Genomic DNA, 20408 nt, shown 5'->3' with positions numbered 1-20408 from the left:
GGCGATGAATGTAGACCAGCCGGACCTGCGTCCGCCGACGCATCAGCTCGACCCGGACGCAGCGGTCCGCGAATTTCTCGACTGCGGCATCACCCACGTGGTCACCGTCCCCGACTACGTGATGCTGTCGGTCTACCGAGCGTTGGAGGCGAACCCGGCGCACCCGCAGCTGATCTACACGTGCACCGAGGACGAAGCCGTGACGATGGCGGCCGGGCTGCACATCGGCGGAGCACGCCCGATGGTCATGATGCAGAACCAAGGTCTCTACGCCTCGCTCAACGCGATCCGTGCCGTGGGTATCGACGCGCGCCTGCCGCTGTTCATGATGATCGGGCAGTTCGGGCGGGAGTACGCCAACCTCGGCAGGCCGCCGCAGGAGTCCGCGCGACCGCTGGTCCGCAACTGCGAGCGCATCCTCGACGCCCTCGACATCCCGTACTTCCCGTGCGAGCGACCGGAGGACGTCGGCAACCTGAGCAAGGCGTACCGACTGTCGCACGAGCGGCAGTGGCCCTCCGCGGCATTGGTCGGCACCTACACCGCCTGGCCCGGCAGTGCGACGAGCGATCACAACGGCGCGGGCGGTACGCCTGACACGGCACAAGTCCACGACGCGAAGCGCTGACAGGGGGTCCAGGAAATGGCAATGAGCACGGCCGAGGCGGCGTCAGTGATCGCGGCCAACCGGCCGCCGGACGCCGTCGTCATCTCGACGATGTCCTCGCTGCGGCAGTTCCCGCGGCTGTCTCCGAGCCCCCTCAACCTGAGCTGCGTCCCATTGATGGGCGGCGCCTCGGCGTTGGGTCTGGGCATCGCCATCGCCCAACCAGACCGGAGTGTGCTCCTGCTCGACGGGGACGGAAGTCTGCTCATGCAGCTTGGGTCGTTGGTGACGGTGGCCGGGGTCCGGCCGAGCAACCTGTACCACTTCGTCTTCGACAACGGTGTCTGGTTCGAGGGAGGCGCCAACTTCGCGCTGCCCGCCGCCGATCGGATCAGCTGGACGGGACTGGCCAGCGCCGCCGGCTACGCGGCAGCGCACAGCTACCCCGACGCCGCTGCGCTCGCCGCCGACCTCGACACCGTCCTCGCCGCCCCCGGACCGTGCCTGATCCGGTTGGACATCGACAAGGACGCCGCGGACAGGACGCAGTGGTCCGGCGACAACCTCCAGGAGGAGACCCCCGACTCGCAGTTCACCCGGATGGGCGACGAGGCCCGCAACGTGATGCGCGCCCTTCAGCAGAGCAAGGTAGGACAGGCATGACCAGCAGCACGACAGCGCCACCGCACGCCGAGGGCGTTCTCTCCGCCCTCCTGACGCCATACGGCGCCGATGGCAAGCCGGATGAGACCGCACTGGCCGTTCTGATCGACTTCCAGATCAGCCGCGGCGTCGACGGCCTGTTCATCCTCGGCACCTCGGGGGAGGGGCTTCTGCTCTCGGCGGATGAACGCAAGGCATTCACCGAGACGGCGCTCAAGATCGTCTCGTCCCGGGTGCCCGTCGTCGTGCACTGCGGTGCCGTGGACACCGCAACGGCGGCGGAGCTAGCCCGCCACGCGGCCGGATGCGGAGCCACCGCGATCGCGTCGCTACCGCCGCTGTTCTTCCCGTACACGCCGGAGTCCCAGCTCGAGCATTTCACCCGCGTCGCGCAGGCCGCGCCGGACTGCGCCCACTACGTGTACGACAACCCGGACCGGACCGGCTACGCACTGGGCCCGGACCTCGTGATCAAAATGATTCGCGAGATCCCCAACCTGTGCGGGCTCAAGGACACCGGGGACTCGCTCGCCCGGATCACCACCTACCTGTCCCAGCCCGATCCGCCGGTCGTGTACACCGGAAACAACGTCCTGCTGCTGGGAGCCCTGACGATGGGCGCCGCGGGCGCGGTGTCCACATTGGCCAACGTGGTCCCCGAACTGTTCGCGGCCATCGTCGCGGCGCACCGCCAGGAACGCCTCGCCGAAGCCCGGGACCTGCAGCTCACCGTCGCGCGGTTGCAGGCCGCGACGGCCGGGCTGCCCTACATCGCGTCCGCGAAGCACCTGCTTGACCGGCGTGGGCTACCCGGCGGAGCACCCCGGTCCCCGCTGCCGGCCCTGTCACCCGAGCACCGCGCGACGCTCGATGCCAGGCTGGCCGCTGACCCTGCGCTGCTGACCTGGCTGCGACCGGTCGACTGACACCGATGGCCGAGCCGTATCCGCGCCGACCCGCTCCGGCGACCGCCGTGCCGGCGACGCCCCACCCATGGGAGGCAAGATGACAAGGCTGGACGGCGAGTGGCTGCTCACCGGGGCCGCTGGGCAGATCGGTGGAATTCTGCGTACCGGACTACGCCCCGTCGTGCCGGGCCTGCGGCTGCTTGACATCAAGCCGCTGACCGCCGAGTCGCCAAACGAGCGCGTTTACAGCCTGGACCTGCAGGACCTGCCCGGCCTCACCGAGGCAATGGCCGGCGTCCAAGGCGTCATCCACCTCGCTGGAATAGCCGACGAGGCCGACTTCCGGGACCTCACCGAGGTCAACATCGTCGGTACCTACCACGTGTTCGAGGCGGCCCGGCGGGCAAGCGTTGCGCGCGTCATCTTCGCCAGCAGCAACCATGTCACCGGCTATTACCCTACGACCGTACCGGTGGGTCCGGACATGCCAGTACGCCCCGATGGGCTTTATGGCGTCAGCAAGGTTGCGGGCGAAGCCGTGGCCAGACTCTACGCCGACAAGTTTGGCCTTGAAGTGGCGTGCCTGCGCATCGGAAGTTGCCGGCCTCGTCCCACCGAGCCTCGACACCGCCACACCTGGCTCAGCCCTAGAGACGCAACGGCCGCCTTCGTCGCGGCAATGTCAACCCCCGACCTCACGTACGCGACCTTCTATGGGGTCTCGGCGAACCAGCTGGGATGGTGGGACCGTGAGGCCGGCCGCGCCATCGGCTACCACCCGAGCGACAGGGCCGAGGACCACCTCGGTGGGGCGACCTGGGAGCCAGCCACCGACGAGGTCCAGGGCGGGGTCCTCGCGACCGCTGCCTACACCCTCGACAGACAACGTCCCATCCGCACTAGCGCCATCGGACCCAACGAACGCAATCGATGATCCACGTGACGACGACCACCGTGGATAGTGCCGCTGTGGCGAAGACGGACCCAGCCCCACCGCCGGCGGCTTTCCTCCTACAAACAACCCAGACACGGGAACTGTCCGGTGCCGCCTACGCGTACGCCCGCGAGGTCGAGACTCGTGAGCCGATAGTGGTGGGCGTCCACCGGTTCCCGGCCCGGACCGAGCCGCTCGACGTGTCACGGGTCAACCCCGCGCTGGAGGAGGCCCAGGTGCACTCGCTGGCCGCGCTGCGGGAGCGCCGCGACGCCCGTGCCGTCGCCGCCATCGTCGACCTCACCGCCGCGGCCCAGGCCGGCGACAACCTCATGCCCGAATGTATCGACGCCATTCGCGCAGACGCGACCGTGGGGGAGATGGTCGCCCGGCTCCGCAGTGCCCACGGGCCGTGGACGCCGAGCACCTCCTACTGACGATGTTCAGCTACCAACTGCTGCTCGTTGTCGGGATCGCAGCGTGCGTCGGCGCGCTCGTACAGAGCAGTGTGGGCTTCGGCCTGGGCGTCGTGGCGGCACCGGTCATCACCGTCGCCGACCCGTCCCTGATGCCCGCGTCGCTGCTGGTCGTCAGCACGGTGCTGCCGCTGCTGACCCTGGTCAGGGAGTGGAGGCACATCGACTTTCCCGGCCTGGGTTGGGCGCTGCTCGGCCGCCTCCCCGGCACGATTTGCGGAGTCTGGCTGATCGCCGCGTTCCCCGGACGCGGTATGGAGGCCGTGGTCGCCATGACCGTGCTGGTGGCCGTGGGCATCAGCCTGCTTCCCGTGGACGTGCCCCGCACGCGTCTGACCCTCTCCGTCGCGGGCGGCGTCGCCGCAGTCACCGCCACCACAGCTGCCATCGGAGGCCCGCCGATGGCGCTCATTTACCAGCGGGCGGGCGGTGCCAAGCTGCGCGCCACACTTTCGGCGTTCTTCGTAGTCGGCGCGGCCGGCTCACTGAGCATGCTGCAACTGGCCAATCATCTCGAACGGCGCTCGGTCATTGGTGGCCTGCTCATGCTCCCGTTCGTGGCGGTCGGCTTCGCACTGGCGGCCCCGCTGCGTAGGCGCCTCGACTCGGGAAGGATCCGGCCCGCTGTGCTCGCCATCGCCGCATGTGCCGCCACGGCCCTGCTCGTCAAGGCCCTGCTCGTCAAGGCCGCGACATAGAGCTTCGACTCGAGGAAAGCGCGACGGTACGCCGCGAGGCGGTCCGAGCGAACAGAACGGTAAGGACGCTCCCCCTCCAGCCGTAGCGATCCACGTTGTGGCCTGCGGCCACCGCAAGATCTTGGGGCTCGTCCACATCACATAGACGATCGCGCGGTGGCCGCGCCACGTCTACCCCGGCCCGACCAGCGGCGTCCGAAACGGCGGCCGGCAATGGGACTGTCCGATCTTCGGCTCTGGCACGGAGACGGTGGTCGCGGTGCTATGCGAGCGGGATCCGCTGTCGCAGGAGCGGGAATGCGGCTCGGCCGTACATCTGCCGTTTCAGGAACTTGACCTTGGTGTTGGCGCCTTGGATCGGGCCGTTGCTGTAGGGCAGGGTGAGGCCGGCGACGACGGCTGGCAGGTCCATCCGCAGGTCGTGAACGTAGGCGTGCAGTGCTGGCAGGTCGTCGGCTTCCATTGAGGTTCCCCCGGTAGCTCGGAGGCTTTCGATCATGCTCTGATGTAGCTGAAGGGAGTCATCCGTGGCAGCACTGAAGAAGTACCCCGATGAGCTGCGTGAACGTGCGGTGCGTTTGTATCGGGAGTCGGACCCGAAGCCGGTGATCCGCCAACTGGCACGGCAGCTTGGGGTGCACCACGAGGCGTTGCGCAACTGGATCCGCCAGGACGAAGCCGACCGCGGTCAGCGCGACGACCGGCCGACGACCAGGGAGCTGGGGGAGCTGCGCCGGCTGCGGCGGGAGAACGCCGAGTTGAAGCGGGCGAATGAGATCTTGAAGGCCGCGTCGGCTTTTTTCGCCTCGGAACTGTGCGCCACGTAGCGCTGATTGATCGAGAGGTGGTGGGAGACCGTCTCCGCCGGGCCGTCGCAGCGGCTTGGTGAAGCCTGAGGGCAGCCCGATCCGCGCAACGGCGGTGAGGGTGGCAAGCGGCCCTGACGAAGGCGGGGCGCGCCGGAACTACCAGACGGTGCGGGCTCGTTTGGCGAGGCCAGAAGGTGTAACGCGAGTGAACCAGTGGTTGAAGCTCCGTAACAGCGAAGCCGGCTCGAAACCTGGTGGATCTGGGCCGGTGTGCAGTGCACGACCACCACGATCATGTGGTGGTCGACTCCGAAGCCGTGTAGCTCTAGCGGTGGGGAGGCCGCGGTGAAGGTCTGCGGCGTAACCGTGGCGATGCTGCCGGAGTAGAGCTGGGCACCTCGCTGGCCGATCGATCGATGAGTGAACGTGGGAACCGACCGGTTGCCCGCCCGCTGACTGTCTATCCAGGACCGTCGTGGGCAGGTGAGTTGCCGCTGATGGGTGGCTGGTCGGGGCGGAGGCCTCGTAGTAGTCGCGGGCGTGACGACCCGCCGTCGGGGTCCGGGAGAGCCGGACGCAGGGCAAAGGGGGCCAGCAAGTCAAGCAGTACGGATGCTGGAATGCCAGGAGGTTGTCGCCGGTGAATACCGACGAGCTGGAGTCGGCCCTGTTCCGGGCCGAAGACCGGGTATTGGGGATCCAGACCAAGCTGCACCGTTGGGCTCGTGATGATCCTCATCGCGTGTTCGACGACCTGTTCAACCTCGTCACCGACCCCGCGTTCCTGTTGGTGGCGTGGGATCGGGTGCGGAGCAACAAGGGCGCCAAGACCGCTGGGGTGGACGGCCGAACGGCGCTGTCCATCGCGTTGCGGGTCGGCGTCGAGGAGTTCCTCGACATGCTGCGAACCTCGTTGAAGGATCGCAGTTTCCGGCCGGTGCCGGTTCGGGAGCGGATGATCCCCAAGCCCGGTGGCAAGCTGCGCCGGCTGGGGATCGCCACGATCACCGACCGGGTGGTGCAGGCGTCACTGAAGCTGGTGCTGGAGCCGATCTTCGAGGCGGACTTCCTCCCGTGCTCCTACGGGTTCCGCCCGGGACGCCGGGCCCATGACGCGGTGGCCGAAATCCGTTACCTGGCCACCAGACCACGCAGCTACGAGTGGGTCGTGGAAGGTGACATCAAGGCCTGCTTCGACGAGATCGACCACGCCGCCCTGATGGGCCGGGTACGTGGCCGTATCGCCGATAAGCGCGTGCTGGACCTGGTGAAGGCGTTCCTGAAGTCGGGCATCCTCGGCGAGGACCGCCAACTGCGGGAGACCAACGCCGGCACCCCGCAAGGGTCGATCCTGTCCCCGCTGCTGAGCAACATCGCCTTGTCGGTGCTGGACGAGTATGTCGCCCAGCGCCCCGGTGGCCCGTCCACCAGCAAGGTCGAGAAGGCGAGGCGGCTTCGGCGCGGCCTGCCGAACTTCAAGCTGGTCCGGTATGCCGACGACTGGTGCCTGATGATCAAAGGCAGCCGGGCGGACGCCGAAGCGCTGCGGGAAGAGATCGCCGGGGTCCTGGCCACGATGGGCCTGCGCCTGTCAGAGACCAAGACCCTGATCACCCACATCGACGAGGGAATGGACTTCCTCGGCTGGCGCATCCAGCGTCATCGCAAGAGGGGGACCACCCGGCATTTCATCTACACCTATCCAGCCAAGAAGTCACTCAGAGCGGTGATGGCCAAGGTGAAGACCCTATGCCGGCAGGTCGAGGTGAACCAGCCGCTGGACGACCTGATCCGCAGGCTCAACCAAGCGGTACGGGGCTGGTGCGCCTACTTCCGGCCCGGCGTATCGTCGGCGACCTTCGCCTACCTCAGCCACTACCTGTGGCAGACGGTCTGGCGATGGCTCCGCCGAAAACACCGCCGGACCACCTGGAAGGAACTGCGCCGCCGCTACTGCGACGGCGGATGGTGGCCCCACGGCCAACGGGAACTGTTCGACCCAGAGAAACTGAGCACCACTCGGTACCTCTACCGCGGCGCGAACATCCCCACTCCCTGGCCAACCACCTAACGACGAGACACCGCGACCCCGCACGGGACTTGTGGAGAGCCCGGTGCATTGAAAGGTGCACGCCGGGTTCGGGAAGCGGCCCGCAGAAACAGACCGACCAAAGATCGGAACTGCGCTGCGGGCCGACTTCACCGACCCGACCCCGGCGACGGTCGTGACGCTCGTCGACGAGCTGCGCGACCGCTTCGGGGTCGAGCCCGTCCTCCGGGTCATCGGCGTGGCCGTCTCCACCTACTACGGCTGGCTGACCCAGGCGGCGAACACGTCACCACGGCGACGCGACGATGCGGATCTGGCGGTGGAGATCGCGAGATTCACGACGTGTCGCGTGGCACCTACGGCAGCCGCGGGTGCACGCCATGCTGCGCCGGCAAGGCCGCCAGGTGGGTCGCAAGCGGGTCGAGCGGTTGATGCGCGAGCAAGGTCTGCAGGGGGCGTTCCTGCGCAAGAAGTGCGCATCCCGTCGACCCGGTCGAACCCGAAGGCGACACCGGCACCGGACCTGGTCAACCGGCAGTTCACCGCTGCGGCACCGAACCGGCTATGGGTCGCCGACGCCACCCGCATCCCCTGCGGGCAGGGCGTGTTCTGGCTCGCTGCCGTGCGGGATGCGTTCTCCAACCGCATCGTGGGCTGGCGATGTTCCGATCGCTGCGACACCGACCTGATCCTCGGCGCCCTCGAATACGGCATCTGGTTCCGCGACAACCGCGACGGCCAACTGATCCACCGCTCCGACCGGGGGGGCTGTATTGAACGCCTGGTTGGCCGCCGCCGGCTCGGCCATCGCCCAGGCGACCTGCCGTCCGAGCAGCCGCGCATCGGTGATGTCCGTGACACCGTTGTACTGCTGCGGGCTGCCCGGGAAGACAAATGGAGCACCGGTGGCCCGGCAATCGTGCCGTAGATCGCCAGCGTCACACCCATGTTCATCGCGTTGCCCAAGGCGAACCCGATCATTGTGTCTGGTCGGTGGACCGACCAGGCGAAGCCCTGCCGCTCCGCCTCTGCGGTCAGGACATCCTCCTGGTCATAGTAGAAGTTCTGGTACGGCAGCCGCGCCTGCTACTCGCGGTACGGCGTTTCCGCGGGAGTCTTCCCGTACGCCTCGAACGGGCCGAGGTAGTGCTTGAGCCCGGTTACCAGGGTGACGTGCCGCAGCTGTGTCGTCGACCCGACCGCCTCGAGGGTGTTGCGGAGCATCGCCGCGTTGACGCGGCAGTTCTCGGCCTCGGTGTCGTGGCGCCGCCAGGTGGCGAAGACGAGGTCGGTGATGCCCTGGCCGGCCACGGCATCCTTGATCTGCGTGCGGTCGAGCACGTCGGCGGTGACGTGTTCGACACCGTGCACACGGCGGTTGACCCGGCGGGAGAGACCCACCACTCGGTGACCGGCCTCCAGTAGGGCAGCTGCGCAGTTGTTTCCGGCGATTCCGGTCACGCCGACGACCAGCGTGGTTCATTGCATCGGTACTCCTCTGCGTGGATGTGATGAGGGCGGTCGTTGTGCGGCCGGCCGCCGGCCGCCGAGCCGCACTGTCGGTCGGCGGCCACGTTGATCAGATGAGGCGCAGCCGCGCGAGACGGTCGCGCAGGTCCCCGTCCACCGGCTCGACCTGGTGGCTGCCGTCGGGGAAGACGATGACGGGGAGGCTCGCCCTGCCGCTGATGGACTCGGCGGTCGCCCACCGGGCCGGGTCGGCCTCAACGTCAACGAACTCGTAGGGAACGTCGAGCGATGCGAGCAGTGCACGCGACCGGATGGTGTCGGCGCAGCTCTTTTCCCGTACACGGTGATGTCGGTCATTGCCGAAGCTCCTATCGGGCGAGGAAGCCACCGTCGACGGGCAGGTTGACTCCGGTGATCCAGGCTGATTCGTCGGAGGCGAGGAAGAGGCAGGCGTGGGCGACGTCGATCGGCTGGCCGAGACGACGGATCGACTGGTTCGCGGTGTTGACCTTCTCGTATTCCGTGAGGCCACCCGGGAACTCGTCGGCGATCGCCCGCACGAGAGGAGTCAGCACGGTGCTCGGGTTCACCGAGTTGACCCGGATGTTGTACCGCCCGTACACGGCGGCGTCCTGCCGGGTCTGCATGTTCACCGCGCCCTTGGCGACGTGGTACGCGGAGAACTCCTCGTTTCCGATCACGCCGTAGATCGACGAGTAGTTGACGATCGAGCCCGACCGCTGGGCGATCATGTAGGGCACGGCGTGCTTGGTCGAGAAGAAGACGCCCTTGACGTCGACGGCGAACAGCGCGTCCCAGTCCGCCTCGGTGAGTTCGTGCGTGGGCTTGTCCACGCCGATGATCCCCGCACAGTTGACGAGTACGTCGATCGTTCCGTGTTCTGCACCGACGCGGGAGTAGACCTCTGCCACGCTGGACTCGTCTGTGACGTCCATGGGGTAGAAGGCCGCATTGCCTCCGGCGGCACGGATTGCCTCGGCTGCCTGCTTGCCGGACTGCTCGTTGAGGTCGGTGAGGACCGTGTCGGCGCCCTCGATGGCGAAGAGCTCCGCGGTGGCCCGGCCCATTCCGGACGCCGCACCGGTGACGACCGCAACCTTGCCGTTCAGTCTGTCCATTGTGTCGATACCTCTCGCGGTAAGGGCGGTCCGGGCCCGCGACGCGGATCGGGATCGCGTCGCCGGCCCGGACCTGGGCGTGCGTGTCAGGACGGGCGAGCTTCGGCGCTGTCGGCCGCCCGGAACGAGCGGTACCCATCGGCTTCAGCGTCGCGGCAGAACTGCTGGTACACCTGGCCGCCGCCCATGTAGACCTGGAACTGCCGCGACTTGCCCGGCACGTTCTCGCCGAAGAACCACGCCTTGGCCTTCTGCCCCTCGCTGTACATCACGGTTGCCTTCCCGGCACGGTCGACCTCCTGGGCCCACCACTGCTCGGACTCGAGCGTCGCCTCGATCGCCGGGATCCCGTTGCGCTCGAAGTAGTCGATGGCCCGCGCCATCCACTGGGCGCCTAGCTGGATCGGGACAGGAAGGTTCGAGTACGGCGTCTGCGGACCGAGCGACAGCAGGAGGTTCGGAAAGCCGTTCATGGAGATGCCGAGGTTGCTGCGAATGCCCCCGGCCCACTTGTCCCGGAGCACCTGGCCGTCCCGGCCGACGATGTCGACGTTCGTCAGGGTGCCGGTCATGGCGTCGAAGCCGGTGGCGCAGATGAGGACGTCGAGTTCGTATACGGTGTCGCCGACCTTGACGCCAGCCTCCGTGATCTCGGTGATCGGTGTGGTCTTGACGTCGACGAGGCGGACGTGCGGAAGGTTGAACGCGTCGTAGTAGCGGAATCCCGTCGGGACGCGCTTGCCGTTGAAGGAGTAGTCCTTCGGGCAGAGCAGCTCAGCGGTCGCCGGGTCCTTGACGATCTGACGGATCTTCTTTCGGATGAACTCCGACGCAAGCTCGCTCGATTCGTGGTTGGTGGCGAGGTCGTTGAAGCACTCGTTGGCGAAGTGGAAGCCGCCTTCGTCCCACTTGCTCTCGAAAATGCGCTCGCGCTCGTCTGGTGAGACCTCCAGCGCGCTGTACTCCGCGGGAACCATGTCGACCCCGAAGGGGTGGGCAGCAGCCCGCTCCCAGATCTGGTCGTACGTCTCGCGGACCCGCCGCATCTCCGCGTCGGTGACCTTGGGGTTGTTCGTCTCGACGATGAAGTTGGGCTGGCGCTGAAAGACGAAGAACTCGCCGACCTCGGGCGCGATCGTGGGGACGATCTGGATGCCGGAGGCGCCGAGGCCGATCAGGCCGACCCGCTTGCCCTTGAGGTCCACCCCGTCGTGCGGCCAGCGAGCCGCGTGCACCAACTGGCCCTTGAACCGCTCGCGTCCTGGAATGCTCGGCCAGATCGGCTGGGACAGCACTCCCATGCCCGAGATCAGGTACTTCGTCGTGAGGGTCTCGCCGCCCTTGAGGTGGACCGTCCAGACGTTTGCCGTCTCGTCGTAGACCGCGCGCTCGACGAAGGCTCCCAGCCGGATGTCCTTTCGCAGGTCCAGTCGGTCGGCGACGAAGTTCAGGTACTGGAGCACCTCGGCGCCAGTGGGGTAGCGCTCGCTCCAGGTCCACTCCTCTCGAACCTCCTTCGAGAACGAGAAGGAGTAGTAGGGGTATTCGCTGTCGGTACGGACACCCGGGTAGCGGTTGATCCACCAGGTGCCGCCTATGCCGGCGGCCCCGTCAACGGCCAGCGTGCGCTGCCCGATCTCGCGCAGGTGGTGGAGGATCGCCAGGCCCGAGAAGCCGGCGCCGATGACGATGCTGTCGTAGTCGGTGACAACCTTGTCCGAGGTCATGCCGATCTTGCCTTTCGTGTCGGTGCGGGATCGCGGAGGCATCGGAGGGTCAACCGCGACCGGCGCGGTACCAGGCGGCCATGCGCTCGATCTCCTCATCGGCCCGGGTCGCGTTACCGGCCATGAAGGGGAAGACGTGCTGCTGGCCCTTACCGATGGAGAATGTGACGTCGACGCCGGCCTTGGCGGCCAGCTCGTTGAGCCGCACGCTGTCCTCGAAGAGCGACTCGATGTCGCCGGCGGTGATGAACAGCCGAGGGAAGCCATCGAAGTCCTGGTACAGCGGGTTCGCCATCGGGTCGGTCGGAGAGGTGGCCCCGAGGATGTAGCGGTCGATGTTGTCCTGGAGCCCTTCGCGCGCGATGAGGAAGTCCGTGTCGTTGTTGGTCTCGATGGTGGAGCCGGCGTTCTCCATGTCGAGCCAGGGCGACATCGTCATGACCTGGGAGGGCAGCGGGAGTCCCCGGCGCTTGAGCTCGAAGACCAGGCTGATCGCCAGGTTCCCACCGGCGCTGTCGCCGACCGGCGTGATGTCCAGCGGCCGAAGCCCTTGCGCCAGTAGGGCTTCGTAGACGCTGACGCCGTCGTCGATCTGGGCGGGGAACTTGGCTTCCGGAGCCCGCCGGAAGTCGAGCACGAACGCCGTGCAGCCGGAGGCCTTGGCTAGGTGACCCGCGAGCTTCCGGTGGCTGGCTGACGAACCGAGCGCGAATCCGCCGCCGTGGAAGAACAGCTGGACCTGTTTCGGATCACTGACCAGCGGCGTGACGAGGATGCCAGGCACTCCGCCGATCGATGTGGACTTGTAGGTGACGTCCTCGGGTTCGGCGGTCGCGCGCTGCCAATCATCGAAGACGAGACGCAGCAGCTCGGTCGAGGGATCCGGGATTTTGCTCAGCTCGTCGTTCCAATGCGCGTAGATCTCTCCCAGGAGATCGGTCGGCTTCGGTGGCGACATGTGCGGCTCCTCGTCCTGCAAATCGGATTGACCGCATACGCTGCGCGGTCTCAGGGCGTCGGACCGAATGGCCCGCTGGTCGGGCACTCAACCAGGTTCGACGGGTCCGCGACACTCCATGGGGCGTCTCAATTCGATACGCCAAACGTTGCGTCTCACATTGAAACAGGCGCTTCCTGGTGGCCGCCTGGCCGACCTAAAGTCCCGCCGTCACGACTCCGTGTCTCACTCTGAAACACCGGCCACCGCAAGGGTTGTCGCTCGGGAACACTCGCCGCTACGACCGCCGTGAGAGCTCCCGCAAACCCACTGCACGAGTACGACTGACGTTTCGCTCCAGTCTTGAGTTCCGCTCCAGCTCTCGGCCCGCCCCGGGGGCATCGCAGCCCTCGGCAGCGGCTGGCCCGTCCCCTCAAGAAAGAGAGTTCCATGTCATCCATGCTCAAGCGCACCACCATTCCGCTCGCCGCGGTGAGCGCCCTCCTGCTGGTCGCCTGCGGCTCCGGCAGCGGCACCGGGCAGGCCGCATCAGGCGGATCAGCCGGCGCCGTCGCCGTTGGCAGGGAAGGCGTCCAGGCCGACATCCAGGACGTCGCGAAGTTCTGCGGCACCAAGCCCATCAAGGTCGCCCTCGCCGATGGCTTCGGAGGGAACTCCTGGCGGAAGACGACTCGTGCCCTTTTCGAGGCCGAGGCGAAGAAGTGCTCCAACATCACCAGTGTGCTTTACACCGACGCCCAGGCGGACCCGCAGAAGGCGATTGCTGACATCAATGGTCTCGTCGCGCAGGGCGTCAACGTTATCGTGTCGTTCGCCGACGCGGGCGAGGCGCTTCTGCCGACGGTCCAGGCCGCGTCCGCAGCCGGGGTTAAATTCGTATCTATCGTTGCCTGCCCCGGCGGCACGCCCGGCGAAGACTACGTCGACTGTGTCTCCGAAAACGTCGACACATATGGCTACGGTCTTGCCAACTGGACGATCAAGAAAATGGGCGGTAAGGGCAAGCTTGTCATGACCGGTGGCCAGGCTGGAAATCCTTACTCCGCGGCGGTTTACAAGGGCGTCAAGCGGGCTGCGGCAGAGAATCCCGGCATCACGATCCTCAACCAGCAGATGGGTGACGTGCCGGTCGACACGAGCTGGGAGCCCGGCAAGACCAAGCAGGTGATGGCCGGGCTGATCACGAAGTTCGGCCAGATCGATGGCGTGGTTGCCGACTACGGCGGTGGTTCGGTCGGCGGGATCGAGGCGTTCCTCGAGTCCGGCAGGAGGCTGCCCGTGTGGTCGGCGAACGACTCGAACCAGTTCGCGTGCCTCTACCACGAGAACAAGGACAGGCAGCCGACCTTCCAGATCGCAACCATGTCGTCGCGCAACTGGGTGGTCGTTCCGGCGCTGCACAAGGGCCTCGCGGCGTACAACGGCATCACCAACGACGAGCCGTCCACGTACAACCTCGACATCATCGAAGACAGCACCGACCAGGCCAAGCAGCCCAAGTGCGAGAAGAGCCTGCCCAACGACGCGATCCTGTCCTCCGGACTCTCGGTCGCGCAACTGCAGGCCCTGTTCAAGCAGTGACGCGGGATCGGGCGCCGGATCCTGCGGGGTCCGGCGCACGGCCCGGCCCGGTCGTGCCACCGCTCGCGCGCCGCGCGCCCGTCCGCTGCGGCCTTCCGGCCACCCGTGCGGGCGGAAACCCCTGGACTTCTCGTCGCGCCGCACCCGTGCCGCTCGCACGGCGACGCGACAGCCGCCACCCACAGCTCGCAGTGACGCGGGCTCGCACACCGTTTAGGAGAACCGCCATGGACCGCCTCAAGGGCAAGGTAGCGATCGTGACCGGCGCCGGGCGCGGCATCGGCCGGGGCATCGCCGAACTCTTCGCCGAGGAGGGCGCCACCGTCGTGGCGACCAGCCAGTCGCAAAGGCACCACTTCAACGACGAGATCGAGTACCACCAGCACGAGGTGGCGGAGGAGGACGACTGGCACCGCGTCGTCGGCGACGTGATCGCCCGGCACGGTCGGGTCGATGTCCTCGTGAACAACGCCGGGATCATCGCCTACCAACTGCTCGATGACCTCTCGCGCGCCGACTGGGACCGGGTCGTCGCCGTCAACCAGACCGGTGTCTTCCTCGGGATGCGCACGGTCCTGCCCTCGATGCTGAGCCACGGCTCGGGGTCGATCGTCAACGTCTCGTCCATCTGGGGCAACGCCGCGGTCGCCGGCGCCCACGCGTATCACGCGACGAAGGGAGCGGTGCGCAACATGTCGAAGAACGCGGCCATCACGTACGCCTCCCGTGGCGTGCGGATCAACAGCCTGCACCCCGGCTTCATCGCGACACCGCTGACGGACGCCCAGGCGCCGGAGGTCAACGAGTTCGTGGTCGGGATGACGCCGATGGGACGGGCCGGGACACCGCGAGAAATCGCCTACGCCGCCGTCTTCCTGGCCAGCGACGAGTCCAGCTTCGTGACCGGATCCGAGCTCGTCGTCGACGGCGGATACCTCGCCCAGTGAAGAACGGAGTCTCAGGCGAATGACCGAGATCCAGTCCACCGCGAGCACACCCAGGGCGGCCGCGGACCCGACGGCGGCGATGCCTCCTGGGCTCGAGCTCACGGGGATCGTCAAGACGTTCCCGGGCGTCCGCGCCCTGTCCGACGTCAACCTCACCGTCCTCGCCGGAGAAGTGCACGCACTCGTCGGCGAGAACGGCGCCGGGAAGTCGACCCTCATGGCGGTTGCCTCCGGCGCGCTGGCGCCCGACGCGGGCGCCGTGCGGATCGCCGGAGCCCCGCTCAGCGCGGCTTCTCCGGACGAGGCACGCCGGTTGGGGCTGGCCATCGTCCGGCAGGACCCAGCGCTTCTGCCGGACCTCACCGTCGCCGAAAACATGGCGATCGGGGCCGGTCGTACGACCCGTGGCGGCCTCCGGGCCGCGCCCACGTGGGCGCAACGAGCACTGGACCCCTGGCAGATGGGGATCGACGCCCGCGCCCGGATCGCCGACCTGTCGGTCGAGCAGCGATTCATCGTGGAGATCGCCAAGGCCCTTGTGCTCAAGCCCAAGGTGCTCATCCTTGACGAACCGACCGAGCACCTGAACAAGGACGAGGTGAACCGGCTCTTCCAACGGGTGCGCGAGCTTGCCGCGGCCGGCACCGCCGTCGTCTACATCTCGCACCGGATCCCCGAGGTGAAGGAAATCGCGGACCGCCTCACGGTCCTTCGCGACGGGCAGGTGCGCGGGGTCTTCTCCGCGGACGCCGTCACGGAGACACAGATTGTCGAACTCGTCGTCGGTCGCGCCCTCGGCACGGTGTTCCCCGCCAAGGGGTCGGCAACCGGCGCGGTGCGCGAGGAGGAGCGCCTCGTCGTCAGCGGGCTGACCGGACGGCACTTCCACGACGTGTCCCTCACCGTGAAGGCCGGCGAGATCGTCGGCCTGGCCGGGGTTCAGGGCAACGGCCAGGAGCACCTGATCCGGGCTCTCGCCGGCCTGGAGCCCGCGTCCGGACGGGTGGAGATCGCGGGCCGCCAGGTCACGACGGGAAGCAGCCCCGCCGCTGCCGCCGCCGGCACGGTGTATGTCCCGTCCGACCGGCACGGCGAAGGTGTGTTCCTGCCGCTCACCGTCGGCGAGAACGTCGTCATGAAAACCTTGCGCGACGTCTCGAGCGCGGGATTCGTCCAGGACCGCCGAATCGCCGAGGTGTCGAAGGAGCAGATCGGCCGGCGGTTGATCAAAACCCCGTCGTGGCGGACCCCGGTTTCCTCGTTGTCGGGTGGCAACCAGCAGAAGGTCGTCCTCGCCCGCACCCTCCTCGCCGGGCCGAAGGTGCTGCTCGCGGAGGAGCCCACCCAGGGGGTGGACGCCGGTGCCCGCGTTGACATCTACCAGATCCTCCGTGCCGCGGCGGACAACGGCGCCGCCGTCGTCATGCTCTCCTCGGACGGCATCGAGCTCGAAGGGCTCTGCGACCGTGTGTTCATCATGTCCCGCGGGCGCGTCATAGCCGAGCTGGAGGGCGACCAGGTCACAGAGGCCGAGATCGCCCACGCGGCTCTGACGTCGACGGTGATCCGGGACCGGGGAACGGACCGGAGCACTCGGTCGGGCCGGATCCGCAGCTGGCTGCGCGGCGACTACGCCCCAGCTGCCGTCCTCGCCCTCGTCATCGCACTCCTTGGCCTGATCATCGGGTCGCAGAACCCCGCGTACTTCTCCACCTTCAACCTCGGGAACATCCTCTTCACGGCGTCCATCCTCGTCCTCGTCGGAGCCGCTCAACAGACGGTCGTGATGGGGTCGGGCATCGACCTGTCCGTCGGCCCGATGATGAGTTTCCTCGTCGTCATCGCGTCCTTCTTCGTGATCAGGGACGGCAACATCGGCCTCGGCATCGCGCTCATGGTGCTCGCCGCCATCGCCGTTGGGCTGCTCAACGGAGTCCTGACGACGAGGTTCGACGTCAGCCCGGTCGTCGTGACACTCGCTGTGGCGCTGGCTCTGCAGGGAACCCTGTTCACCCTCCGCAGCACGCCCGGCGGTGCTTTCGCGACCGAGGTGACGAGGCATGTCATGAAACGGGTTGGCGGTTTCGTGCCAGTAGCCGCCATCTTCGCCGTCGTCGCGGCGCTCCTGCTCGAATGGCTGCTGCGCCGGTCGCGGTGGGGCGTCGAGCTGCGGGCCGTCGGGTCCCGCAGCGACGCGGCGCAGCGGCTCGGCATCGACGTCGGCCGAACCCGCCGCAGGTCCTACCTGCTCACGTCGCTGCTCGTCCTGCCGGCGTCGGTCGTCCTCATCTCGCAGATCGGCATCGGCGACGGTAGGCCCGGCCTCTCCTTCACCCTGTCGTCGGTCACCGTCGTCGTGCTCGCCGGGGCGAGCATCTTCGGCGGACGCGGCTCCTATGTGGGGATCCTCGCCGCGGCTGTCCTGGTCGCGCAGATCCTCGGCGCCCCCACGTTCCTGGGGCTCTCCGGAGCGTGGTCGTACCTCCTCCCCGGAATCATCACCGTCGGCGCCGCTGTGCTCTACGCCCAGCTGCGCGGAGCCAGGAGAGCATGATGAGTACCCGCACCGTGGTACCGGCGGTCGCTGCCGAGGACAGAAGTACCAATCCGCCGTGGAAGCGGCTCCTCGCGGGAGGATCTGGCGCGATCTGGGTCGCGTCACTAGCCCTTTTCCTCGTGAGCCCGGTCGTCGCTCCCGGCAGCCTCGACTACGCCGCTGTGGTGGGCATGCTGCCGTTCGCGTCGATCCTGGCTATCGCGGCCGCCGGACAGACGCTCGTCGTTCAGCAGCGCGGCCTCGACCTGTCCGTGCCTGGCATGCTGGCCTTCGGCGCCGTCCTGGCCTCGGGACTGCCGCAGTGGTACGGGTGGCCGGCGGCACTCGCCATCGCCGCCGCGATCGTTCTTCCGGGCGTCGCCGGCGTGGTCAACGGCCTCGCCGTGACCCGCGCCCGCGTCATGCCGCTCGTCGCGACGTTGGGCATGAACGCATTCCTGCTAGGGCTGACCTTCCAGCTGTCGTCCGGAACGCCCGCCGGCGCGCCGCAGGGCCTGGCCGACTTCACCAAGGCAAAGATCCTCGGAGTTCCGAGCACGCTGCTCGTAGCAGCCGTCATCTTCTGCTTGGCCGCTCTCACCGTCCAGCGATCGATCATCGGTCGCAAACTCACCGCGGTGGGCGTGAGCGAGCGTGCGTCCGCCGCGGCGGGCTTCCGGGTCGGGCTGTACCAGACGGCGGCGTACGGCGGGGCAGGTGTCCTGTACGGCCTGGCTGCGGTGCTCTACACCGGCTACGTCACGACGCCGCCGCTGTTCTTCGGCGACAGCTACCTTCTGGCCTCCATAGCGGCGGTGGTCCTCGGGGGTACCGCCCTGACGGGCGGCCGCGCCGCCGTCGTCGCCAGCGGGATCGGAGCTCTGTTCTTGACCCAGCTCGGCCAGCTCTTGCGGTCGATGGGCCTGCCGGAACCGACCCAGCTGATCATCCAGGCATGCGTCCTCCTCGCGGTCGTGCTGATTCGCGCGGGCATCCCGATGATCCAGCACCACCTCAAGCGGGCCTGAGGCATGGGCCTGCGCTACCGAGACGCCAGGGGAGGGACGATGCACAGCGGGGAGATTGACGATCACATCGCCGCCACGTCACTCGTCCGTGAGCTTGTACATCTTCATCTTGCGGTAGACGGTCGCACGGGAGATGCCGAGCATGTCGGCCGCCTTCATCCGGTTGCCCTCCGCCTCGATGAGCGCCCGCCGGATCGCGTCGAGCTCAGCCCTCTCGATCATGCTGAGGTTCTTGGCGGCCTGCATCGTGGCGGGCAGCTCATTGGGCTTGATCTCACCGGTTCGTCCGATTTCTGCGAAGCGGGTGACGAGACGGCGCATCTCCTTGACGTTCCCCGGCCACTCGTAGCGTCGCATGAGGGTGAGGGTTTGGGGAGCGAGCCGAAGCTTCGCGCGCGGTGCGATGGCATCGGCCAGGAGCCGCCAGATGTCTTCCAGGTCATCCGACCTCTGGCGCAGTGGTGCGACCCAGACCGTGGCAGCACCGAAGCGGATCTCGTTCTCGCGGACGGCCGCCGGTGTCGCGACGGTCTGCGTCAGCAGCACGGACGGCGTCTCGCCCTGGCTTTCGATGACGGCGCGGAGACCGTCGAGGGCTGCGGGGTCAAGCGTGTCGATGCCCCGCACTACGAGCCTGCGGTGCGCGCGGACCGTGGACTCGAGGACGGACAGCCACGGCTCGAGACCTTGGATGTGCCGGGCGGCGGCCTCGTGCAGGTACTCGGGGGCCTGTCCGACGCCGAGCCGGTTCGGTACGCCGAGCGCGAGACTGGTCTTTCCCACTCCCGGTTCGCCGGCGATGATCACGGTCCCGGCTGCGGACCGCAGGGGTGCGATCTGGCGGACGACGCCCATCCAGTCCTTGGATCGTCCAGCGAGGGGCACGCGCGGCATGCCGATCGTCGACGTGCGCCGGGGGAGGGGATCGCCCAGGGTGACGACCGCGTTGGAAGGGCCGATCGACGTCAGCTCGAGCGGGGTCCGACCGGTGGACAGCTCGACGACGTAGCGGCCGGTTGGGCGGTCCTCGGCGAGCAGGTTGCGCAGCGTCTCGAGGTCCTGGAGGTTGAGCCGTCGGGCGTTGTCGCTCTGCAGCACCGAACCGTGCGGGCCCAGCGCGATCACGGGTGCGCCACCCTTGCGGGACTGCTCGAGGAAGACGTGGAGCATTTCGAGGGAGGCCGGTTTCTCGACACTCCGCAAGTGGGCCTCGATCTGGCGCGACATCCCGCGTACGAGCGGCTTGAGCAGTTCGGAGCCTTTCCGGACGTCGCAGGAGAGGGTCATCACCGCGACGAGCCCGTTCGTCACCGGGTGGAGCACGGGGGAGCTGGTGCAGACGGCCCCTTGGTAGAAGTCGGCGAAATGCTCGTTCCCCCAGACCTGGACGGGTCTGGCCAGGGCGATCGCCGTTCCGACGCCGTTCGTCCCCACCGCATCCTCGGCCAGGACAGCGCCGCGGACCGTGCCCATCCGGTCGAGGTGGTCGATAGCGGTGCGCTCCGCCGCCCAGCGCTCGAGGATCTGCCCGTTCGAGTCGGCGAGCAGCAGCGCCAGGCCGGTGCCGCGCAGGTCGTCGGCGAAGGTGTTCATCGGGGCGCGGACGACGTCGAGGAGGTGTTCGTCGAGGATCTCTTCGGGGACATGCGGCACGGTCCGGACCCGACCTGGGTCGCCGATCGCTGCGAGCGACCGCTGCCACGAGCGCACGAGGTCCGGTGCGGGCAGGCCCGTCTCCCGTCTGGCCAGTACATCCTTCTTCGACAACTGGGCCGCGGTTTCCTCGAGGGCCTTGAATTCGCCGCCGTCGTAGGGCTGAAGCATCTGGTCACCTCTACGCCGAGTGAGTGGGAAGAGTCGATTTGTTTCCGGAGCGG

At 67.7% G+C, this 20408-nt stretch carries 20 protein-coding genes; 13 read left to right on the top strand and 7 right to left on the bottom strand.

What is annotated here, in order from left to right; genetic code table 11:
• Window positions 1-4 precede the first annotated feature (4 nt).
• The 6 genes from ACN26Y_RS24905 to ACN26Y_RS24880 all read left to right on the top strand — a co-directional run bounded on the left by ACN26Y_RS24905 (window position 5) and on the right by ACN26Y_RS24880 (window position 4286).
• Window positions 5-628 (top strand): thiamine pyrophosphate-binding protein, encoded by a 624-nt coding sequence (locus ACN26Y_RS24905; RefSeq protein WP_155332587.1) that lies wholly within the window; start codon window positions 5-7, stop codon window positions 626-628.
• A 21-nt stretch (window positions 629-649) separates the two neighbouring features.
• Complete coding sequence (locus tag ACN26Y_RS24900) at window positions 650-1270, top strand: thiamine pyrophosphate-dependent enzyme (protein ID WP_230688758.1); 621 nt, start codon at window positions 650-652, stop codon at window positions 1268-1270.
• Complete coding sequence (locus ACN26Y_RS24895; RefSeq protein WP_422733618.1) at window positions 1267-2196, top strand: dihydrodipicolinate synthase family protein; 930 nt, start codon at window positions 1267-1269, stop codon at window positions 2194-2196. Before ACN26Y_RS24900 ends, ACN26Y_RS24895 begins: the two co-directional genes overlap by 4 nt.
• A gap of 79 nt (window positions 2197-2275) precedes the next feature.
• Window positions 2276-3112, top strand: a complete 837-nt coding sequence (locus tag ACN26Y_RS24890; protein ID WP_422733617.1) for an NAD-dependent epimerase/dehydratase family protein — start codon at window positions 2276-2278, stop codon at window positions 3110-3112.
• Complete coding sequence (locus ACN26Y_RS24885) at window positions 3109-3549, top strand: methylmalonyl-CoA mutase family protein (protein WP_155332583.1); 441 nt, start codon at window positions 3109-3111, stop codon at window positions 3547-3549. Before ACN26Y_RS24890 ends, ACN26Y_RS24885 begins: the two co-directional genes overlap by 4 nt.
• Window positions 3525-4286, top strand: a complete 762-nt coding sequence (locus ACN26Y_RS24880; RefSeq protein WP_230688757.1) for a sulfite exporter TauE/SafE family protein — start codon at window positions 3525-3527, stop codon at window positions 4284-4286. Before ACN26Y_RS24885 ends, ACN26Y_RS24880 begins: the two co-directional genes overlap by 25 nt.
• Window positions 4287-4548: 262 nt before the next feature.
• Here ACN26Y_RS24880 and ACN26Y_RS24875 read toward each other — a convergent pair whose 3' ends face one another.
• Window positions 4549-4749, bottom strand: a complete 201-nt coding sequence (locus ACN26Y_RS24875; protein WP_422733616.1) for a hypothetical protein — start codon at window positions 4747-4749, stop codon at window positions 4549-4551.
• A gap of 64 nt (window positions 4750-4813) precedes the next feature.
• On the opposite strand from ACN26Y_RS24875, the gene ACN26Y_RS24870 reads away from it, so the two are divergent.
• From ACN26Y_RS24870 to ACN26Y_RS24860, 3 genes are all read left to right on the top strand, one after another.
• Window positions 4814-5113, top strand: a complete 300-nt coding sequence (locus tag ACN26Y_RS24870) for a transposase (protein WP_422733615.1) — start codon at window positions 4814-4816, stop codon at window positions 5111-5113.
• A 622-nt stretch (window positions 5114-5735) separates the two neighbouring features.
• Complete coding sequence (ltrA, locus tag ACN26Y_RS24865; protein WP_422733614.1) at window positions 5736-7166, top strand: group II intron reverse transcriptase/maturase; 1431 nt, start codon at window positions 5736-5738, stop codon at window positions 7164-7166.
• Window positions 7167-7320: 154 nt separating this feature from the next.
• Complete coding sequence (locus ACN26Y_RS24860) at window positions 7321-8073, top strand: DDE-type integrase/transposase/recombinase (protein ID WP_422733613.1); 753 nt, start codon at window positions 7321-7323, stop codon at window positions 8071-8073.
• A 158-nt stretch (window positions 8074-8231) separates the two neighbouring features.
• Here the strand turns inward: ACN26Y_RS24860 and ACN26Y_RS24855 are convergent, their stop codons facing one another.
• The 5 genes from ACN26Y_RS24855 to ACN26Y_RS24835 form a co-directional block, all read right to left on the bottom strand.
• Window positions 8232-8606, bottom strand: a complete 375-nt coding sequence (locus ACN26Y_RS24855; RefSeq protein ID WP_422733612.1) for an NAD(P)H-binding protein — start codon at window positions 8604-8606, stop codon at window positions 8232-8234.
• A 118-nt stretch (window positions 8607-8724) separates the two neighbouring features.
• Entirely contained in the window at window positions 8725-9003 is a 279-nt protein-coding gene (locus ACN26Y_RS24850) for a glutaredoxin family protein (protein ID WP_422733611.1), read from the bottom strand.
• The gene (locus ACN26Y_RS24845) at window positions 8984-9754 is read right to left on the bottom strand and encodes an SDR family NAD(P)-dependent oxidoreductase (RefSeq protein WP_422733610.1); all 771 of its coding nucleotides are present in this window, start codon (window positions 9752-9754) and stop codon (window positions 8984-8986) included. Before ACN26Y_RS24845 ends, ACN26Y_RS24850 begins: the two co-directional genes overlap by 20 nt.
• Before the next feature lie 86 nt (window positions 9755-9840).
• Window positions 9841-11481 carry a flavin-containing monooxygenase gene (locus tag ACN26Y_RS24840; RefSeq protein ID WP_422733609.1) on the bottom strand — a complete coding sequence of 547 codons (1641 nt, stop codon included), beginning with the start codon at window positions 11479-11481 and terminating at the stop codon, window positions 9841-9843.
• 49 nt (window positions 11482-11530) lie between these two features.
• Complete coding sequence (locus ACN26Y_RS24835; protein ID WP_422733608.1) at window positions 11531-12439, bottom strand: alpha/beta hydrolase; 909 nt, start codon at window positions 12437-12439, stop codon at window positions 11531-11533.
• A 429-nt stretch (window positions 12440-12868) separates the two neighbouring features.
• Here ACN26Y_RS24835 and ACN26Y_RS24830 point away from each other — a divergent pair, with 429 nt between their 5' ends.
• From ACN26Y_RS24830 to ACN26Y_RS24815, 4 genes are all read left to right on the top strand, one after another.
• Window positions 12869-14020, top strand: a complete 1152-nt coding sequence (locus ACN26Y_RS24830) for a substrate-binding domain-containing protein (RefSeq protein ID WP_422733607.1) — start codon at window positions 12869-12871, stop codon at window positions 14018-14020.
• A 227-nt stretch (window positions 14021-14247) separates the two neighbouring features.
• Window positions 14248-14967, top strand: a complete 720-nt coding sequence (locus ACN26Y_RS24825; RefSeq protein WP_422733606.1) for an SDR family NAD(P)-dependent oxidoreductase — start codon at window positions 14248-14250, stop codon at window positions 14965-14967.
• Between the two features lie 19 nt (window positions 14968-14986).
• Window positions 14987-17521, top strand: a complete 2535-nt coding sequence (locus tag ACN26Y_RS24820; protein WP_422733605.1) for an ATP-binding cassette domain-containing protein — start codon at window positions 14987-14989, stop codon at window positions 17519-17521.
• A complete protein-coding gene (locus ACN26Y_RS24815) occupies window positions 17521-18531 on the top strand; it encodes an ABC transporter permease (RefSeq protein WP_422733604.1) in 1011 nt (336 codons plus the stop codon). Before ACN26Y_RS24820 ends, ACN26Y_RS24815 begins: the two co-directional genes overlap by 1 nt.
• Window positions 18532-18609: 78 nt before the next feature.
• Here ACN26Y_RS24815 and ACN26Y_RS24810 read toward each other — a convergent pair whose 3' ends face one another.
• Entirely contained in the window at window positions 18610-20355 is a 1746-nt protein-coding gene (locus ACN26Y_RS24810) for a sigma-54-dependent Fis family transcriptional regulator (protein ID WP_422733603.1), read from the bottom strand.
• Between the last annotated feature and the right edge of the window lie 53 nt (window positions 20356-20408).

The sequence above is a fragment of the Micromonospora sp. WMMD558 genome, assembly GCF_049315255.1.
Lineage (GTDB): Bacteria > Actinomycetota > Actinomycetes > Mycobacteriales > Micromonosporaceae > Micromonospora.
Note: the sequence above shows the minus strand (reverse complement) of the source record. Positions and strands in the feature narration are given on the sequence as shown.